The organism is Paenibacillus uliginis N3/975 (genome assembly GCF_900177425.1).
In the GTDB taxonomy this organism is placed as follows: Bacteria; Bacillota; Bacilli; order Paenibacillales; family Paenibacillaceae; genus Paenibacillus_AQ; species Paenibacillus_AQ uliginis.
This window is the reverse complement of record NZ_LT840184.1, coordinates 1,915,559-1,933,584: the sequence shown is the minus strand read 5'-3', so window position 1 is coordinate 1,933,584 and position 18,026 is coordinate 1,915,559. Positions and strand designations below refer to the sequence as shown.

At 47.0% G+C, this 18,026-nt stretch carries 14 protein-coding genes; 5 read left to right on the top strand and 9 right to left on the bottom strand.

The window, feature by feature from the left end; translation table 11 throughout:
* Positions 1-23 precede the first annotated feature (23 nt).
* On the bottom strand, positions 24-1,475 hold the full coding sequence (locus tag B9N86_RS09110; RefSeq protein WP_208918736.1) for a CoA-acylating methylmalonate-semialdehyde dehydrogenase: 1,452 nt from the start codon (positions 1,473-1,475) through the stop codon (positions 24-26).
* 291 nt (positions 1,476-1,766) lie between these two features.
* Positions 1,767-2,765 (bottom strand): 5-dehydro-2-deoxygluconokinase, encoded by a 999-nt coding sequence (gene iolC, locus B9N86_RS09105; RefSeq protein ID WP_208918735.1) that lies wholly within the window; start codon positions 2,763-2,765, stop codon positions 1,767-1,769.
* A 413-nt stretch (positions 2,766-3,178) separates the two neighbouring features.
* Between iolC and iolG the strand changes: the two genes are divergently transcribed.
* From iolG to B9N86_RS09090, 3 genes are all read left to right on the top strand, one after another.
* Positions 3,179-4,204, top strand: a complete 1,026-nt coding sequence (gene iolG, locus B9N86_RS09100) for an inositol 2-dehydrogenase (RefSeq protein ID WP_208918734.1) — start codon at positions 3,179-3,181, stop codon at positions 4,202-4,204.
* 24 nt (positions 4,205-4,228) lie between these two features.
* Complete coding sequence (gene iolB, locus B9N86_RS09095) at positions 4,229-5,032, top strand: 5-deoxy-glucuronate isomerase (RefSeq protein WP_208918733.1); 804 nt, start codon at positions 4,229-4,231, stop codon at positions 5,030-5,032.
* Positions 5,033-5,149: 117 nt separating this feature from the next.
* Positions 5,150-6,157: a LacI family DNA-binding transcriptional regulator gene (locus tag B9N86_RS09090; RefSeq protein WP_208918732.1), complete on the top strand. Its 1,008-nt coding sequence runs from the start codon at positions 5,150-5,152 to the stop codon at positions 6,155-6,157.
* Between the two features lie 158 nt (positions 6,158-6,315).
* Here the strand turns inward: B9N86_RS09090 and B9N86_RS09085 are convergent, their stop codons facing one another.
* Positions 6,316-7,176 carry a MurR/RpiR family transcriptional regulator gene (locus tag B9N86_RS09085; RefSeq protein ID WP_208918731.1) on the bottom strand — a complete coding sequence of 287 codons (861 nt, stop codon included), beginning with the start codon at positions 7,174-7,176 and terminating at the stop codon, positions 6,316-6,318.
* A gap of 281 nt (positions 7,177-7,457) precedes the next feature.
* Between B9N86_RS09085 and B9N86_RS09080 the strand changes: the two genes are divergently transcribed.
* The gene (locus B9N86_RS09080) at positions 7,458-8,519 is read left to right on the top strand and encodes a Gfo/Idh/MocA family protein (protein ID WP_208918730.1); all 1,062 of its coding nucleotides are present in this window, start codon (positions 7,458-7,460) and stop codon (positions 8,517-8,519) included.
* A 20-nt stretch (positions 8,520-8,539) separates the two neighbouring features.
* A complete protein-coding gene (locus B9N86_RS09075) occupies positions 8,540-9,382 on the top strand; it encodes a Gfo/Idh/MocA family protein (RefSeq protein ID WP_208918729.1) in 843 nt (280 codons plus the stop codon).
* Positions 9,383-9,526: 144 nt separating this feature from the next.
* On the opposite strand, the gene B9N86_RS09070 is transcribed toward B9N86_RS09075, so the two are convergent.
* From B9N86_RS09070 to B9N86_RS09045, 6 genes are all read right to left on the bottom strand, one after another.
* The gene (locus B9N86_RS09070) at positions 9,527-10,525 is read right to left on the bottom strand and encodes a carbohydrate ABC transporter permease (RefSeq protein WP_244563018.1); all 999 of its coding nucleotides are present in this window, start codon (positions 10,523-10,525) and stop codon (positions 9,527-9,529) included.
* Positions 10,526-10,631: 106 nt separating this feature from the next.
* A complete protein-coding gene (locus tag B9N86_RS09065; RefSeq protein ID WP_208918728.1) occupies positions 10,632-11,534 on the bottom strand; it encodes a carbohydrate ABC transporter permease in 903 nt (300 codons plus the stop codon).
* Positions 11,535-11,536: 2 nt separating this feature from the next.
* Positions 11,537-14,110, bottom strand: coding sequence for a DUF5696 domain-containing protein (locus B9N86_RS09060; RefSeq protein ID WP_208918727.1), 2,574 nt, complete (start codon positions 14,108-14,110; stop codon positions 11,537-11,539).
* Between the two features lie 4 nt (positions 14,111-14,114).
* Entirely contained in the window at positions 14,115-16,178 is a 2,064-nt protein-coding gene (locus tag B9N86_RS09055; RefSeq protein ID WP_244563017.1) for a YIP1 family protein, read from the bottom strand.
* A 19-nt stretch (positions 16,179-16,197) separates the two neighbouring features.
* The gene (locus tag B9N86_RS09050; protein WP_208918726.1) at positions 16,198-17,076 is read right to left on the bottom strand and encodes a carbohydrate ABC transporter permease; all 879 of its coding nucleotides are present in this window, start codon (positions 17,074-17,076) and stop codon (positions 16,198-16,200) included.
* Positions 17,073-18,017, bottom strand: coding sequence for a carbohydrate ABC transporter permease (locus B9N86_RS09045; protein ID WP_208918725.1), 945 nt, complete (start codon positions 18,015-18,017; stop codon positions 17,073-17,075). The genes B9N86_RS09050 and B9N86_RS09045 overlap by 4 nt, the downstream gene beginning before the upstream one ends.
* Positions 18,018-18,026: the final 9 nt, after the last annotated feature.

The following is an 18,026-nucleotide window of genomic DNA, read 5'->3' as shown; positions in this document are numbered from 1 at the left end:
CGATCACCGTTACAGGTGTGGGATTACCACCGAGTCGTTACCATCTTCTTGCGTGTATAGAACTCCACTCCGTCCGTGCCGTTTGCATGCAAGTCGCCGTAGAACGAATCTTTCCATCCTGAGAACGGGAAGAAGGCCATTGGAGCCGGAACGCCGACGTTTACGCCAAGCATACCTGCATCGATATTTTCACGGAACTGGCGCATATAAGCACCGCTACCTGTGAAGAGACAAGCACCGTTCGCAAATCGGGACTCATTCGCCCACGCAATCGCTTCATCAAGACTCTTTACTCGTACGACGGACAGCACTGGAGCGAATATTTCATCCTTCCATATCTTCATCTCCTGCGTCACTTCATCAAAGATCGTCGGGCCTACGAAGTAGCCTTCATTAGACGCCTGAGCATCATTACGACCGTCGCGCACGAGACGTGCTCCTTCTTCAACACCAGCCTCAATATAGCTGAGAGTGCGTTCCTTGTGTGCTTCACGAATAACCGGACCTAAAAATACGTCTTCTTCTAACCCGTTACCAATGTTCATCTCATCAGAAGCTTTTACAAGTCGGGATACGAGTTCATCTGCCACCGCTTCGTGTACGAGTACAACGGAGCAAGCCATACAACGTTCGCCAGCAGAGCCGAATGCCGCATTAACGATTTGGTTCGTTGTCACATCCAGATCCGCATCTTCCATAACGATGGAGTGATTTTTCGCCCCAGTCAAAGCTTGGACGCGCTTCAAGTTCGCCGTACCACGCTTGTACACATACTCCCCTACTGGCTGCGAGCCAACGAAGGAAATTGCTTTTACAAGTTTATGATCCAAGAGCCCGTTCACTACATCGTGCGCACCATGCACAATATTCAAGACACCTTTAGGTAAGCCTGCTTCTATGAACAACTCAACGAGACGAATCGCCAATAGCGGTGTGCGTTCAGATGGCTTCAGCACGAACGTGTTGCCACAAGCAATCGCAAGCGGAAACATCCAAGAAGGTACCATCATCGGGAAGTTGAATGGAGTAATACCACCGACAACACCGATCGGATAGCGATACATACCCGATTCGATGTTCGTTGCGATATCTGGAAGCTGCTTTCCCATCATTAATGTAGGCGCACCTGCTGCGAACTCAACACACTCAATCCCGCGCTGAACTTCGCCATATGCTTCCTTGAAGTTTTTGCCGTTCTCCTGCGTAATCAGCTTCGCCAACTCGTCCCAATGCTCTACCAACAGCTGCTGATAACGGAACAGAATGCGCGAGCGGCGCGGAACAGGTGTGCGGGACCATGTCTTGAACGCCTCGGCTGCAGCTTGCACTGCTTCATTTACTTCTTCTGTTGTGGAGAGCGGCACATGTGCAATCACTTCTCCTGTTGCTGGGTTGTACACAGGTTCACTATGAGTGGATGAAGAGGATTTCCATTCTCCTCCGATAAAGTTGCGAACGGTCATTTCTGCTGTCATGATTATTGTTTCCCCTTTCGCGTACTGGATTGGATAAGCATTATCTATATAAGTCTGGTGATTTAGTAGCCACTGCGCTGTCGAGCCATTCTTCCAATCGCTGTTGTCCCAAAAATTCTTGAATATATCCGCTCTAGCGGTTGAATTTCGGGGACAAAGGAGCACATATGCTTTCGATGCGAGCTTTCCTTTGGAAAGCTTTTACCGCATACGCTTCTCCAGAATGATCTCGCCTCTTCGTGGACTTTTTCACTGGTCTTTTCTAAAATCAATAAGGCTTTTTCAAATTCGTTATAGTTGAATACGCTCTGTTGTCTCCATGAAGGTCCGCAGCTCTTCTGCTGTTGGCATCGCTTCTGAGCAGCTGTGGCTCGAAATAACAATTGCAGCAGAAGCACTGCCATAATCCATCGCCGTTGCCACGTCATACCCTTGCATCAATGCATAGATCATAGCTGAAGCGTAGGAGTCACCTGCTCCGAACGTCTTAAGTACTTTCGTTTTGAAAATACCGCCCTTGAAAGACTGCCCTTCCTTCGTATAAGCAATCGATCCCGCACCGCCATGTTTGATAATAACAACCTGCGCATAATGGTCGAACCAAGTCTGAGCAGTTAGTTTGTCATCTGCCTGCTGGCCATCGAACGATTCCATCATGTCGAACTCCTCACGTGTTCCGATGATGAAGTCGCAGTACTGCGCCGCCAGCTTATAATAAACCGCTGTTTCTGATGTATCCTTCCACGTGTATGGTCGGTAGTCCAAGTCGAAGAACACGAACACACCGTGCTTGCGGGCGTAGGATAGAGCGACAAATACCGCTTCCCGAGACGGGCTTGCAGCTAGTGCAGTCCCGGAAATTAGCAGTGCCTTCGCCTTCTTGATGTAATCTTCGGAAACTTCCTCAGGACGCAGCAACAGGTCTGCGACATTGTCACGGTACATCAAAATGCTGCAATCTTCGGGACTTTTAATCTCTGTGAACGCCAACCCTGTCACCGCTCCTGTATGATCAACGGTTAACTGAGTCGCATCGATGCCCTGCTCCTCTAAATACTGCTTGATAAATCTTCCCATTTGATCATCCGCAATTTTGCCTATGAACCCGCTCTTCAGCCCGAGTCGTGCTACACCAATGGCGATATTAGCCGGAGATCCTCCTACATATTTCGTGAATGTCCGTGTCTGTTCCATCGGACGGTTGATTTCATTTGCATTTAAATCGATACACAGTCGGCCCAGCGAGATAAAGTCGAGCTGTCGCTCCGCTGGAAATTGAATCGTATTCATTTCAGTTCGCACCTCCATATGGTCAGATACCGTATGTGTTGCTTCTCAGCTATACCCTTTCCTTCATGTGACACATTGTGCTGTGATCGACTAAACGATCTGTCTTGAATCCTGTCATGTTCATGTCGTGCTGTGATGTTATGAGTTTGAGTTAAGCGCTTACCTTACGGCTCATTATAAACATACAATTTCGCCAATGTAAACGCTTTTTCATAAGGTTTTTAAGTTCTTTATTTCACAATCCCTATTTATTACCTTTATAAAAAAACAGCCTTACAACAAGAGAAAAATGTTGTTTAACTACGTTATTAAATTCACAACTTGAAAAAGAAAACGTTGTCACGTATGCTAGGGGCATGAGTTAAGCGCTTTCCCTAAATAATCATTCTATATCAGAGAAAGCAGGAGATATTATGTTTCAAGTAGGTATAATTGGCGCCGGACGAATCGGCAAACTTCACGCTGAACATATTCAACGCACATCGATGGCACGCGTCCGTGCCGTATCTGACGTCAATATGCAAGGTTTGGATACTTGGGCATCCAGCCTTCATATTCCGGTAGTAACTGACAACTATCAAGACTTGTTAAATGACCCTGATATTGATGCAATATTCATCTGCTCGCCAACGAGTACACATGCGACGATCATTCAAGAAGCAGCACGTGCCGGCAAGCATATATTTTGCGAAAAGCCTGTGAGCTTCTCGGTAGAAACTACAGAACTGGCACTGCAAGCTGTGTACGAAGCGAATGTGATGCTGCAAGTCGGATTCAATCGCCGCTTCGACCATAACTTCAAGAAAGTTCGCGATACCGTACAAGGCGGTGTCATTGGCGAACCGCATCTTTTACGAATTACATCGCGTGATCCTGAGCCGCCTCCAGCTGAGTATGTAGCGAAATCCGGCGGTCTGTTCATGGATATGATGATTCATGACTTCGATATGGCTCGGTATGTCGTGCAGAGTGAGGTTGTGGAGGTATATGCACAAGGCGCAAATTTGATCGATCCGAAAATTGGCGAGCTGAACGATGTTGATACAGCTGTCGTTATGCTTACCTTTGCGAACGGCGCGATCGGAATTATCGAAAACAGCCGTAAAGCTGTTTACGGCTACGATCAGCGTATCGAGGCATTCGGCTCCAAGGGCTGTATTTCTACGGAAAATGATCGCCCTTCAACCGCAGTCATTTCGACAAGTGACGGGGTTATGATGGATAAGCCGCTTTATTTCTTCCTGGAGCGCTATACACAGGCGTATGTGCAGGAGATTGAAGACTTTTTCCGTTCAATTCAAGGAGAGTTCCCTATCGTATGCGATGGCAATGACGGTTTGCAGGCGGAACGACTCGCGCAAGCAGCCAAGGAATCCCTTCTTACGGGTCGTCCGGTCAAGCTTAATCATGTGACTGTGTTAGATCGAAAAAGTTTATAAACAGCACAAAGGAGGCAAATCCCTATGTCTAAGCTTATCGTCTCTCCGCATACACGCGATGCGGAAGGAAATATTGTTCGCGTCACACCTGAGAGTGCGGGCTGGAAATATGTTGGATTCGAGGTATACTCCTTGAAGTCCGGCGAGACTCTGCAGCAAAATACGAACGATCAGGAAGTTTGCCTAGTACTCTTGAGTGGAAAAGCAAATGTGAGCACAAAAGAAGAACAATTCGGAGTTATTGGACAACGTATGAGTGTGTTCGAACGCATTCCTCCGTATTCTGTCTACGTCCCTAACGACGATCAGTACACAGTCATAGCAGATACTGATCTTGAACTTGCAGTATGCGCGGCACCAGGGCGCGGCACATACCCAGCCCGTCTTATCCGACCAGAAGATGTCGGTGTCGAGACACGTGGTTCGGGGAGCATGGAACGTCACATTCAAAACATTTTACCTGAGCAAAATGCTGCTGATAGCCTGCTCGTCGTGGAAGTATATACACCGGGTGGACATTGGTCCAGTTACCCACCGCATAAACATGACCAAGATAATTTACCGCATGAATCCTACTTGGAGGAAACGTATTACCATGAAGTAAATCCAGGCCAAGGGTTCATTATGCAGCGGGTATACAATGATGATCGCTCGCTCAACGAGACGCTTGTCGTGCCTAACCGTAATGTCGTGCTGGTGCCGGAAGGATATCACCCTGTATCTGCGCCTCCAGGGTATGATTCGTATTATTTGAATGTAATGGCAGGCCCGACTCGGACGTGGAAGTTCCATAACGATCCTGATCATGAGTGGTTATTTCCTCGATAAATACATTTGAACTGTCTGCAATAGGGTTATAATATTAAACAAGGGAGAATGGGTGTAGTCCATTCTCCCTTTGTTGCTTATAATAGATTTAAAGGATGACGTATGAAGGAGAAAGCTATGAAATCAACAATTTACGATGTGGCCAAAGCGGCAGGTGTCTCTATCGCAACGGTATCCAAAGTTGTGAACAAAACTGGTAACATAAGTCAAAAGACACGCGAACATGTACTCAGCATTATGGATGAGCTGCAATATCAGCCTAGCGTCGTCGCTTCCGCACTGACAGGGAAGAAAACATCTACCTTTGGACTTCTCCTGTCAAATATTGCAAACCCATTCTTCGCAGAAGCAGCACGCTCCCTTGAAGATGAAGCACGAGCGGCGGGCTATAGCATCGTAATGTGCAGTACCGATAATGAGGACGAGCGGAGCGTGAATTATCTTTCTCTCTTGCAGCGCAAGCAGGTCGATGGCATGATCATTGCGTGTCACTTCTCGGACTGGTCACTGCTTCAACCATATTTGGCAACCGATATGCCTGTCGTACTCTTCTCAAAAGATATTCCTTCCTTAGACGTACATACCGTAACGGTAGATGATTATAAAGGTGGCTATCAGGCGATCGAGCATCTTATTCACAATGGGCATCAGCATATCGGTATCGTAGCCGAAACAGGTCCGAGTGGCGATCACCGGATTCAGGGTGGACAGCAAGCGATGAAAGAAGCCGGCATTACATACCGTTCGGAATGGATCACAAACGTTCATTCCTCCATTCGAGATGGCTACACCGGAGCGCGTCAAATGCTAGAGCAATCTGAACGGCCAAGTGCTATCTTTGCCTGCAACGACATGCTCGCTGTCGGTGTACTGCAAGCCGCGCAGGAGCTGGGACTGCAAGTTCCAAGTGACCTCTCTATCATCGGCTTTGATGATACGTTGCTGTCGCAGATCGTACAGCCACGGCTTACGACTATTTCGCAGCCCATTACAGATATGGCACATCACACGATCCAACTGTTACTGCGTCATGCAGGTACACCCGATATGTCTAAGCAAAAAGCTATTTTTCAGCCGAAGCTTATAGAGGGGCGTTCGACGCAAGCCATCACACCTACATCATAACTCGGTCATGATTCGTCGTGTGCTCTCGTATACGTGTAGCGTAGATTGCTGAACAAAAAGAATGGTCTGGCCGATACTTCAGCCAGACCGAGGGGAAATTGAACGTTTACTTGTCGAAGCCGAAATGGGCTTCATTTTTTAATGCCCATTACAACAATTTAATACAGCTTGTCAGAAGTCGCCTTCGCGGTAAGCTCCTTGAACTTCAACGCTTGATCCTTCATTCGAAGCGATACGCCGACATTCAGCAGATCAATAATGGAGAGCTGCGAAATTTTAGCTGCGAGGGAGCTGCTTGAAAGCGGGTTTTCACGTGCAACCATAATGAGTACAATATCGGCTATTTTCGTAATTGGAGAACGGGCATTGCTTGTAATCGCGATAACCTTCGCTCCAGCCTTTTTAGCCAGCAGCAGGTTCTCATTCGTATCTTTCGTGCTGCCGGATATCGAAATGCCTACAGCGACCGAATCATCTGAGAGCAGAGCTGCCTCGACAGCCTGAAAGTGAGTATCAGTACTGGCGCCTCCCCGTTTGCCTATACGCAGAAAGCTTTGTGCTGCCTGCTTTGCTGTAAGTCCAGAGGAGCCTACACCAAAAAACTGAATCTGCTTCGCATGATGAAGAACATCTATAGCCTTGCCAAGCTCTTCGGGATTTACGAGCTCTCGTGTCTGTTCCAACGTCTGAATATGTGCTGTAATAATTTTGTTCGTTAGTGCGGAAGGGTCGTCCTCCTCGGTAACTTCCGTATGTAGATAATCCATAGGCTGAACTAAATCCTGAGCCAAGGATAGCTTAAAATCTTGAAATCCTTGGAACTTCAGCTTCCGGCACAATCGAAGAACCGTTGTCTCGCCTACATCCGCTTTACTTGCTAATTCGGTCACCGACTGATAAATGATCTCTGGTGCATGCTCCAGTATATATTGGGCTGCTTTTTGCTCTGTTTTAGTAAGACCATTGTAGTGACTTCGTATGTGCAGTAAGGTTTTACCTGCTTCCTGTTTGACTTCCACTCCGCTCAACCTCCTTGTTTAGATGTTCAGTAAAAATTCCATGGACACGCCAGATACTGTACATCAATATAACCTAATTTGTTGAAATTTTCATCCTCGCGTTTCATGCGTAGGATGAAATGACGTAAAGAGTCTGGAGCTCAAACAAGAATGGAAATATCGATACCGTTCGGCCTAGTCAATTTATAAAACAGAAACGATTCATATTTTTTGGCATGATCCTTCCTGTGCAGAAATATAAAGAAACTAGAACCATTGCCAACCTTACAGGAGGGATTAAGATGGAAAAAACGAAAGTGGCCATCATCGGATGCGGAACGATAGCCAAATCGGCACATATTCCTGCATATCTGAATAACCCAAACGCGGAAATAAAATATTTCTGTGATTATTACAAGGAAAATGCAGAGCGTTTCGTGAAAGAGTATGGGTGTGGTATAGCAGTACAGGATTACCGTGACATTTTGGACGATCCGGAAATTGAGGCTGTCTCCGTCTGTACGCCGAACAATGCACATGCTATCGTCTCAATCGATTTTTTACGTGCAGGCAAAAATGTTCTCTGTGAAAAACCTGCTGCCCGAACGTATGCCGAAGCCCTGGAAATGCAAAGAGTTCAGCATGAAATGGGTAAAGTGCTCAATATCGGAGTGGTCAATCGCTTCAACAAAGGTGTTAATATTATAAAAAGTCTGATCGAAAGTGGCGAGCTTGGAGAGCTTTACCACGTCTATGCCAGCTTCCGTGCCCACCGTTCTATCCCTGGTCTTGGAGGCGCTTTCACAACAAAAGCCATTGCAGGCGGCGGTGTAATGATCGATTGGGGGGTACACTTTCTTGATGTGGTTATGTACTGTTCAGGAGATCCAACACCAAAGACGGTAACCGCTCAAACCTATTCCAAGCTCGGCCGGGATATGAAGAATTACACCTATATGAACATGTGGGCTGGCCCTCCTAAATACGAAGGCACTTACGATGTCGATGATTTTGTCACAGCCGTCATCCGTACAGAAGGCCCCAGCATCACAATGAATGGTGCCTGGGCACAGAATATCGGCGAAGAAGAAATGTACATTGATTTTCTGGGGGACAAAGCAGGAATCCGGCTGCAATACGGCGGTGACTTTAAGATGTACAGCTCAAAAAACGGCGCCCTGCTGGAAACCAGTCCGAAATTCAACGCCGGTGACCATTTCCAAAATGAAATCGACGCCTTTCTGGAATGCATCCATACAGGCGAAAAGCTGCCATCACACATTGACACCGTTATCGTTACCGCAAAAATGATTCAGGCCATTTATGATTCATCAGAGCAGCAAAAGGAAATTATTTTCGACTAACCAGCTAGGAGCGTGAAGAAATGACGAAAAAAATCGGATTCATCGATTATTTTCTTGATGAATGGCATGCAGAAAAATACCCAGAATGGATTGAGAGCGCTTCGGGCGGCGCGATGAAAGTGACATGCGCCTACGGTAAAATAGACTCTCCAACCGGACGAAGCAATGCTCAGTGGTGTGCGGACAAGGGCATTCAGCTCCGCTCTTCCATTGAAGAAGTCATCGAGGAGAGCGATTATCTGATCGTTCTCTCTCCCGATCACCCCGAATTCCATGAAGAGCTGTCGCAGCTTCCGCTCCGATCAGGTAAACCAACTTACGTTGATAAAACATTTGCCCCCGACAGGCAGACCGCGATCGCCCTGTTCGAGACTGCACGTGAGCACGGTACCCCACTCTATTCCAGTTCAGCTCTCCGGTTTGCAGCCGAATATATGGAGACCGAACGCATCGGAATCGAAACCATTTGCAGTGTCGGACCTGGACGGTATGAAAATTACTCAATTCATCAGATTGAACCGATTGTGTCTCTCATGGGCAGTGACGTCAAACGTGTGATGTATATCGGGACAGCAAATTCACCTGCACTGCTGATTGAATTTGGAAACGGCCGTAAGGCAACAGTTAACCATTTTGGATGGGAATGCCCTTTTACACTAACTTTGAATTATGAGTCCGGGCAGGCCAAAATCGTAAAACCTGAGTCTAATTATTTCGGCTCATTCATATCTCAAATGCTGCAGTTTTTTGAAAGTGGCGAGCCGATAGTCGAGCCTGCGGAGACGGTTGCCATCATTACCATCATCGAATACGGCTTGAAAGCAGCTGAGACACCCTATCAATGGGTGGAGCTTCCGTCCTGATCATCATGAAGACAACAAAAACCGTCCAGATCAAAGGACGGTTTTTGTTGTCATGCTGTATATGCTGTGTATAGGGCGGGCTTAATTTCACAAAAACAGTATCATGCCATCATAAGCAACGCTTATATTCTTCTCCATAAAGTATTACCCTACCAATCCGGTTCGTTCCACACTTTCAACAAAGTACTTCTGAGCGAAAAGATAGAGGAAAAAAATCGGCAAGATGCCCAGCAGCGTACCGGTATTCAAGTATAGGGACATGTGAGATACCCCGCCGACATATTCAGGGCGTACTGTACCCGGGAGCAAATCGAGCATACGTGACAAGAGTGTATAGTTCGGTGCAAACAGATTGACGAAATAGCTGTCATTCCACTGCCAAATGAAGGAGAACAGCATCACCGTAGCAATGGCAGGCACAGCATTAGGGAGCATGACCTGGGCAAAGGTCTTCAAAATTCCTGCACCATCCACATAAGCCGCCTCCTCCAAATCCTTGGGTAAAGAACGGAAAAACTGCCGGAATATAAAAATGTACAGACCATTTTTAAGCCCCATGGCGAGCCCTGAGGAAATGAAAAATGGCCAAAAGCTCTCTAGCAGATTAATACCATGCTTTCCAGTAAACAGCTGATACAGACCGAACACATCAAAAAACCGGTAGTGCAAATAGGTCGGAACCATAATCGTCTGTGGCGGTACTACAATCGTAAAGATAACAACACCGAACAAAATACCGCTTCCCCGGAATTTAAGTCTGGCAAATCCATATCCGGCCAAAGCGCATGAAATGAGCTGAAGCACCGAGGTAACCATACTTAAAATAAACGTGTTGCGCACTGCTTCCGTGTAGTTGAGATACCCAAATACCGTCTTGATATTGTCCAGGGTCAAATTACGCGGAATCCACACCACAGTGGAGTCAAACAGATCTTGTTTGTCGCGAAGAGCTATCGAAACCTTGGTAAGGATTGGGTACAGAATTATAAAACAAATGCCAAACAATAGCACTGTGCGGGTAATGATCCAGAGCCAATGTTTCGCTTTTTCAACCGGATTATAACGTTCATACCAGCCACCGATTGCGTGAATGGGGCCGGCAGCTGAATCGCTAACTTTTTTCATGTTTGATTTGAGGTTCATGGGGTGAGCCTCCTAAAAGTTTTGTGGAGCATAGACCTCATTGTATTACTTCGCAACAAAACTCACTTCGAAAGCGTGAGCTTAGTTTTGTGGAGCATAGACCGATCTAATCATGATAGAATACTTTTTTCGAGATGAAATATGTTGAAATCACCAGGATGATCGATATGACTAGGAAGTAAATCCACGACATTGCCGCGCTTACCCCGAAGTTGAGCCCCCCGAACGCGGTACTTTGAATCATTTCCGTCATCCGGTTGTTGTAGAAGGAATCGATGATGGTATATACAACATTTGTCAGAATTAGCGGTGAAATCATCGGAAACGTAATTTTCCAAAATGCCTCATACCCGGTGGCTCCCTCCATTTTGGCAGCCTCGTACAGAGAAGAGGATACGGACTGAAGTCCAGCCAAAAAAATGAGAATCTGCACGCCCGACGAACTGATGATTTGATATATCCGGTCGACCGCTCCTGTCAGATAATTGACAACATCGAAGCTTAGACCCGCTTGCAGCAGCAGTGGCCGCAGCTCTAAGCTTCTCAATCCGGAATAGTTGCTCTCCAGATCGGTCGACGAAGTACCCATCACTTGAGCAAGAAAATTTCCGTTATCCAGCTTGGCAATGACACCGGAAGCAAGAACAACCGGAAGAAATATAATCGCTCTTGCGAGCATTCTACCCCGGAATTTTTGGGAGAGCAGGGTTGCCGTAAACAGACTGAAAAAAATGATGAGTGGAACGTTTAGTGCCATCGTTGTAACTGCTTCGGTTAAGTTGCGTACATACCAAGCGTCAACAAAGAGAATATGTTTAAAATTGTCCAAACCCACATATTGAAGGTCGTATCCCTCCGAGGTGAGACTCAATTTATGGAAACTGAACTGCAGAGATTGAATAAACGGAACCGCCATCAACAAAATAAAACCGAGCAGCCAAGGGGTGATGAACAGCACGCCAAACCACGCTTTTTTTCGTTCCAAGCTCATCTTACGTTTACTCGCCATGCTCAGCCCCCCTCAACGATATAACCATTACCTTGAATGGTCTTGCCTTCCACGGTGACGGCTTCCTTCCGATAATTCACAATCACTTGCAGCCCGCTCTCATACGTCGTCCGGTATACACGTTCAGACAGTTTTTCATGCCCGGTAATGGCTTGGCCCCGGACTTTCTTCAAGACAGCATTCACTTCACCATACGCTGAGACAGCCTCCTGAACCCACTGTTTATACTGATTAGAGTACAAATAACTAAAGCGGGTATCTTTCAGAGCAGAAGGATCTCCATAGAACCAGCTGAAATAAACGTTGGCCCCTGTCTCAACCGAGCGAAGGATACTGACACGAACGTCTTGGTCATCCGCCATATTGAACGGGCTACCCGTATATTCCACATAACCATGTAGTACCATCTGGTTAAACGGAACTGACTCGCCAGCTAGCTGATACTCATTGCTCTTCTCCGGTACACCCAGTACGTGAGAGGCATAAGGAAGAGCATAGGCATTGCCGCCGTTCATCATTAAATCCGGCACACGTTCATATATCTTATCCAGTTCAGAGGTAATCAGGGCTTTAGATTGTTCACGTGTCAGTTCCCCATTCCGTCGGAAGTCGGAATATAGTTCGGAACCAAGGTCCCGGAGAGACAAGGAGCCGGGATTCCATTTGGCATAATCGGTCATGAAATGGTCCACGGTCTCTTGGAGCTTCCTTGGAGACAATAAGTAATACTGCAAAAGCTCCGTATGGCGAAAATATGCAGCACGGTCAAACTCGTGGATTTTGGCGTATCGGCGGGATATATACTGTGCCGAATCTTTACCCGGGCTAAATCCGCCGGACGGATGATATACATGCTGGAATGCCGTATCCGGATAAAAGCCTCCTCCGTTCTTCTGCAATTTCTCTACAAGCTGTCTCCAGTCTTCCTTGCTTCCAATGACGGAGTCCATAGCAATTCCGGAAGGAAATTCATGATTTATTCCATTGTTAAACCAGCCTTTGTAATTGACACGGATGTTCTTTATCTGATTTCGGTACAGCTCATCCACAATCTCTTCCGCTTGCTCTAACTTGGTCAGCGGGACTAGCGATTCATATGGAAAGCCGAGCATGTTTTTCATTTTGGGAACACTGCCAATCAGCTCCAGATAAAACGGCGTATCCCCTTCACCCTGTATTTTTTTCATACCGTATGCAGTCTCCAGATAGGAGCGGTAGCTTCCAGCCATACCGGCATAATTTGCCTGATCTCCGTTTAAAAAAGCATAGCGAATTCGCAGCTGACCCCGATATGTTTCTCTCGGTGTTTTATGCATAATTTCGTTATTACTCAGACGAACCTCATCTTTGGGCAAAATGATGAACTGACTGGAAACGGTGTTGAATTCATGCAATCTCCCGCTAATATCAGCAGACAGCCAAGCCAGACCGTCCCCCTCTTCAATAACGGCCAGAAACGCGGCATCGTTTTTTTTCATACCGAATACCGGCAGGCGGTTGGGAAAAATACTGTTGAACTTCTCCTTCACATATTTCGCGCTGTCTTCACCATATACCGGCATCTGAATCGGCTGCGCCAGCTTCCTGCCGCTATTGAGCGGAATTAAAGTGCCTGATCCGTCCGGCAAAAAAATATATCCTTCATCCTCTTTACCTGCAGCCCCGAAATTCTCGAGAAGACTGAGGGTATGAACCCGGTAAGGAGGCGTTTCCTCCTTCAAAGTATTCGTATCAACCGAAGCAACGAGGTGATCTCCATCCAGCGTATAAGAAAGAGCTACCGAAAACTTCGGATTTCCCCCTTCGGTTTCACTTTCCGCTCCTCCCTCGCCTCCTTCACCGTTGTCGATGGCTAGATCGTCTTCCGTGTATTCCATTTTTTCGAACAAGGCAAGCAGCTTTTTGACCACCGCTTTTGGTATTTCCCGCCGTTCATATACATTCTGGCTTTCATTGAATTTGTAACGTATTTTCAACTGCTCTTGATCTTCCGGATCATCCAGCCGGCTTAGCAACCGTTCTTCGAATCTCTCCTTGCTAACCATAAGAGGGACCGACTCCAATCCCTTATTCGGATCACCAAATTGATAGGTGACTGTTACGTTCATTTCCGTAACTTGAATTTCAAACTGCTTGAATTTGACACTGTTGTTAAAGCTGTCATAATCCTTGTTCTGTCCATTGCGGGTTAAATAAACAAAGGAGATTTGAGAGGACAGCTTTCCTTTCAGATAAGGCGATGCCAATTTATCCCCAGAGCTGTCCGGATTAGACCGCCACACCTGCCCGCTTCGTTTATCCAGTACGGCGATCTCCGCGGTTTCCTTACTGATATACAGGCGAAGGTAATCATTCTCCAATACCGGATCAAGCCCTGGGATTTGGGGCTTAACTTGATCCGCGGCCGTTAGCACTTTGAGAGCAGTATCCGGTGTTAAACTCACTTTTTTGGTTCGAGTGTCATCTCCGACCGGCTGAACCGACCCATCCGGTGACGATTTACAAGCTGTAACAGTCATTATGACCAGTAGAAGGGCTAATACCGCCAAACGGCGCCATCCAGTTACATTACTCACGATATTACCCCTCCCCCATTCTGAATATTACTTCTTTATATATGGTCGTAAAGAAAGAGAGCATCTGCTGAGCAAGGCTGAAGAACAACAGTCCAAGGAATATAATAATTCCGATCACTATCATCGTTAGAATTATCGTTATAACTGTCTTGGTTACACTGTATTGATGAACCGTCAGCATACCCACAAACAATAAAACGAAAAACCATAGATACCCTGCTGATTCAAGGAGTGAGTAAAAGGCACTCTCCTGAATGGTCATAACGTTGGATAAAAGAATTAGAGGAACCTGCAGCAAAATTAGCGGAATAAGCGCATATGCCGTAGCGATGACGATTTCCTTGAACTTGCCTTCGCCGTCCATCAGCGTGGTAAGTGACCAGTTCGCGATACAGTACAAGAAAAACGGAAGAACGATGAACTTGATCTCATCAAGCGTGTTTACGCTGGCTGCAGTACCTGCTACCGGATTAAATATAAAGCCGGTAAACTGTCTCTTTAGCACATATGCGAGTGATAACAGGAGGAGAAGCAGCAGCGCAAACCAAGTGCGCCCTTTCTTCTCGATCTTCAGCTCCCAAAACCCGTTGAACGGATGAAAGATCGTATACCAGGCCATTCCGGTCACCCCTGGCTTACCCTTCTTCCGCTTTAAGCGTAGCTTAACTGCAACGAAAAACAATACTACAACTATAAACCCGGTGATAATGATCCCGAAATGCTCCCACATGAAATCTTTCCGGTACCGCTCGAACGCCCTGGAATAATATTCTTTATGCATACCGAGTTCGAAGTTGGTCATCGCCTCGTAATTGTTACCTTGCCGTAGCTCTGCCTTGCCGATTCCGAGATAAGCCAATTCCAAATTGCTGTTGAGGCTGAGCGCTTCACGCCATTTTTCAACCGATTGTTCTTCCTCGCCTGTATCGTTTAAAATGACCGCATCCCGGATGACTTGACCGTAACGGGTCGGTTCAAATATCACGAGATGATTAAATCCTTTGTCGAGTACAACCATCTTGTCGCCGAGCATATCGATATCTGCGGGTGTCTTGAAGGTGCCAACCTGCTCGCCAAGAAGACCGTAAATGTACATCAGCTTTCCTTCACGATCATAGGTAAAGATCCGTCCGCGGGTGTTGTCTAGAATGCTGTAAATTCCATTACGATCAATCGCCACACTCGTGATGGAAGAGGTTCCACTCCGGGTTCCTCCGATATTGAAACGGATATCTCCTTTAGGCGGATGATAGCCCGTTCGCTTCAGAACATCGCTTCCTGAAGGATTCAGACGTTTGACCGGCGCGTCCGAGAATGCCTCCCGGGTCGTCGCGTAAATGAAGCCTTCGCTGTCGATGTCCACATTACCGAATTCAACCGGGATAAACAGCACCATTTTGGAGCGCTGCTCCGTTGTCATCACCCGTTTCCAGAATAACTCGACTGGGCTGTACTTCACGTTGTTCACACCCATAAACCCCGTGAATTTACCACCGGAGTCAAACTGCATAATTCCGTTAAAAATACCTTTCCCCACAACATACAATCTTCCCGCCGAGTCACCGACCAGCTTGCTCGGTTCATAAACGAAATTGCTGCCCAGCACATCACTTTCCGGCGCCCCAATCACCCGAATCAATTCTCCATCCTTCGATAACTCCACTACACGTTTATTGCCCGTGTCCGCGACGAACAAATGACCGTTGGGATGAACAAATAAGCCCTGAGGAGCTGAAAATGTGTCTTTCGTACCTGAGTTCTGAAAGCTGTCAATCACCTTTCTTACCTTCATTTCCGAGTTCAAAATAACGATGCGGTGATTGCCGGTGTCCGCAACATAGATTTCTTGATTCGGCGTAATGTAGATGTCCTCAGGCGCATTAAACGGACCGGACGAAAGCTCGTTACCGCTGATTTGCCGCACAGGCAAATACGGAGCCGGAGCCGGTTCAGGGTCCCCCCACCAGGAATAGTTGTAGCCTTCATACGGGACGGCAAATGCCGTGGCCGGGATGCCAAGCATCATGGCAAGCAGCGGGATCAGCAGCATTATTCGATATCGTCTCACCGTGGCTTCCCCCTTCCCCTCAATCTTTCATCCCGGAAGTCGACATCGTCTGAATGACACTGCTCTGCGAAATTATGAAAATGAGTATCGGGACGCTCAGCATCAACAGCGTTGCAGCCATGGACGGACCGGTTCGAATGATGCCACCCGACAATATTTGTGAAAATGCATAATCAATCGTCTTCAGCTGCTCGCTGTAAATGTACATAGATCCTGCTGCACCGCCAGCTCCCCACAAACCCTGAAACGAGAAAATGATAAGTGTGAGCCACGCTGGCTTAACAACAGGCATGACAATGCTCCAAAAAATACGGAACTCGCTGCAGCCGTCAACCTCCGCTGCCTCCAGCAGCGCATCCGGAATCTGTTCCATGTACTGCTTCATGAGATACAGACCTAGCGAAGATCCGATGGCTGGGATGATGACCGCCCAGTGCGTATCCAGAAATCCGAGCCAAGACATCGTCATATAGTTCGTTATTTGGGTTACTGTCGCCGAGAACATAAGCGACAGCACTACAACCGTGAACAGAAACGTTTTGCCGGGAAATTTTCGTTTAGCAAGCGGATAGGCTGCCATGGATGCAATGATGACATGCCCGGCTGTGCCCACAAAGGCAATGAAGAAGGTGTTGTAAATATACCGTGTGAGCGGAACCCAAGATCCTGCTAGCAGATGGTACAGATCATAGAAGTTCGTGAACGTAGGATTCCGCACGAAAAAGTCTGGCGGGAATTTTAATATTTCGTTAATCGGCTTGAAGGCATTACTGATGACAAATACAAGCGGAAGAGCCATGAAACAGCCGACTAATGCAAGCAAGCCGAACAGTACGATGTCACCCGCCAGGGAGCGGCCAAGCCTCTTTTTCCTTAAGGTGATTTGCACCACGGTCATTCACCGACCTTTGTAAGGAGTTTTCGGACGATCAGGTTAGAACCCAGCATCATGACGAACAGAACCGTGGCGATGGATGAGGCATATCCCATCTCAAACCGGATGGAGCCGTAATCCATCAGATGCGTAACAATCGTATGACCTGCATATTTGACGCTTGGGAATCCTGCCAGCGCAGTTGCCACTTCGGCGACTGCAAACGAAGCCGTAATCTGAATAACCGCCCCGAACAGTAGCATGGGTTTCATCGAAGGCAGTGTGATGAACCACAACTCCTGCCACCGATTGCGTATACCGTCAATCGCTCCCGCTTCATGCAGCGTTTTATCCATACTCTGGAGACCGGCAATAAACGCTAAGAAACTTGTTCCAAGACTCAGCCACAGCTGTACGATAATAATGATGGGAAGAATATACTTCGGTGTCTTGAGCCAAAGAATCGGTTCCAAAATGAGATGCCACTTCAGCAAAAACGCATTGATGTACCCGTACGAATCGCTGCTGAACAGCAAGGTCCATACGATGTAAGCACTGCCGGACAAGGCCGGAGCATAAAAAACCAGTGTCGCGATTGCCCTCAATTTAGGCGGAAACTCATTGATCACCCAAGCCAGCACAAAACATGCGATATAGCTGATCGGACCGGTAATAGCAGCAAACAAGAGCGTGTTTTTTAGCGCAATCAGAAACACGTCATCACGCACGAACAGCTGCGCATAATTCCGCCAGCCGACCCATTTCGGAAATTCCAGCATATTGAAATTGGTGAAGCTGACGAGAAGAGACAATACAACAGGTAGAACTGTAAATGTAAAAAAGATCAGGAAGTAAGGCGTGAGCATTGCATAGATGGCTTTGTTTCGTTTCACTTCCTTCCATACTCCGCCTTCCCGCCGCCTCGAATGCGCCGCTACTTTATTTTTCTTCACTAGCTGCACCATGGATATCCC

Bases quoted from the DNA above. Each gene is read 5' to 3' on its own strand.
- iolG (WP_208918734.1), top strand. From the start codon at position 3,179: ATGTTTCAAGTAGGTATAATTGGCGCCGGACGAATCGGCAAACTTCAC.
- B9N86_RS09090 (WP_208918732.1), top strand. From the start codon at position 5,150: ATGAAATCAACAATTTACGATGTGGCCAAAGCGGCAGGTGTCTCTATC.
- iolB (WP_208918733.1), top strand. From the start codon at position 4,229: ATGTCTAAGCTTATCGTCTCTCCGCATACACGCGATGCGGAAGGAAAT.
- B9N86_RS09045 (WP_208918725.1), bottom strand. From the start codon at position 18,017: ATGGTGCAGCTAGTGAAGAAAAATAAAGTAGCGGCGCATTCGAGGCGG.
- B9N86_RS09110 (WP_208918736.1), bottom strand. From the start codon at position 1,475: ATGACAGCAGAAATGACCGTTCGCAACTTTATCGGAGGAGAATGGAAA.
- iolC (WP_208918735.1), bottom strand. From the start codon at position 2,765: ATGAATACGATTCAATTTCCAGCGGAGCGACAGCTCGACTTTATCTCG.
- B9N86_RS09065 (WP_208918728.1), bottom strand. From the start codon at position 11,534: ATGGCGAGTAAACGTAAGATGAGCTTGGAACGAAAAAAAGCGTGGTTT.
- B9N86_RS09080 (WP_208918730.1), top strand. From the start codon at position 7,458: ATGGAAAAAACGAAAGTGGCCATCATCGGATGCGGAACGATAGCCAAA.
- B9N86_RS09075 (WP_208918729.1), top strand. From the start codon at position 8,540: ATGACGAAAAAAATCGGATTCATCGATTATTTTCTTGATGAATGGCAT.
- B9N86_RS09070 (WP_244563018.1), bottom strand. From the start codon at position 10,525: ATGAACCTCAAATCAAACATGAAAAAAGTTAGCGATTCAGCTGCCGGC.
- B9N86_RS09050 (WP_208918726.1), bottom strand. From the start codon at position 17,076: ATGACCGTGGTGCAAATCACCTTAAGGAAAAAGAGGCTTGGCCGCTCC.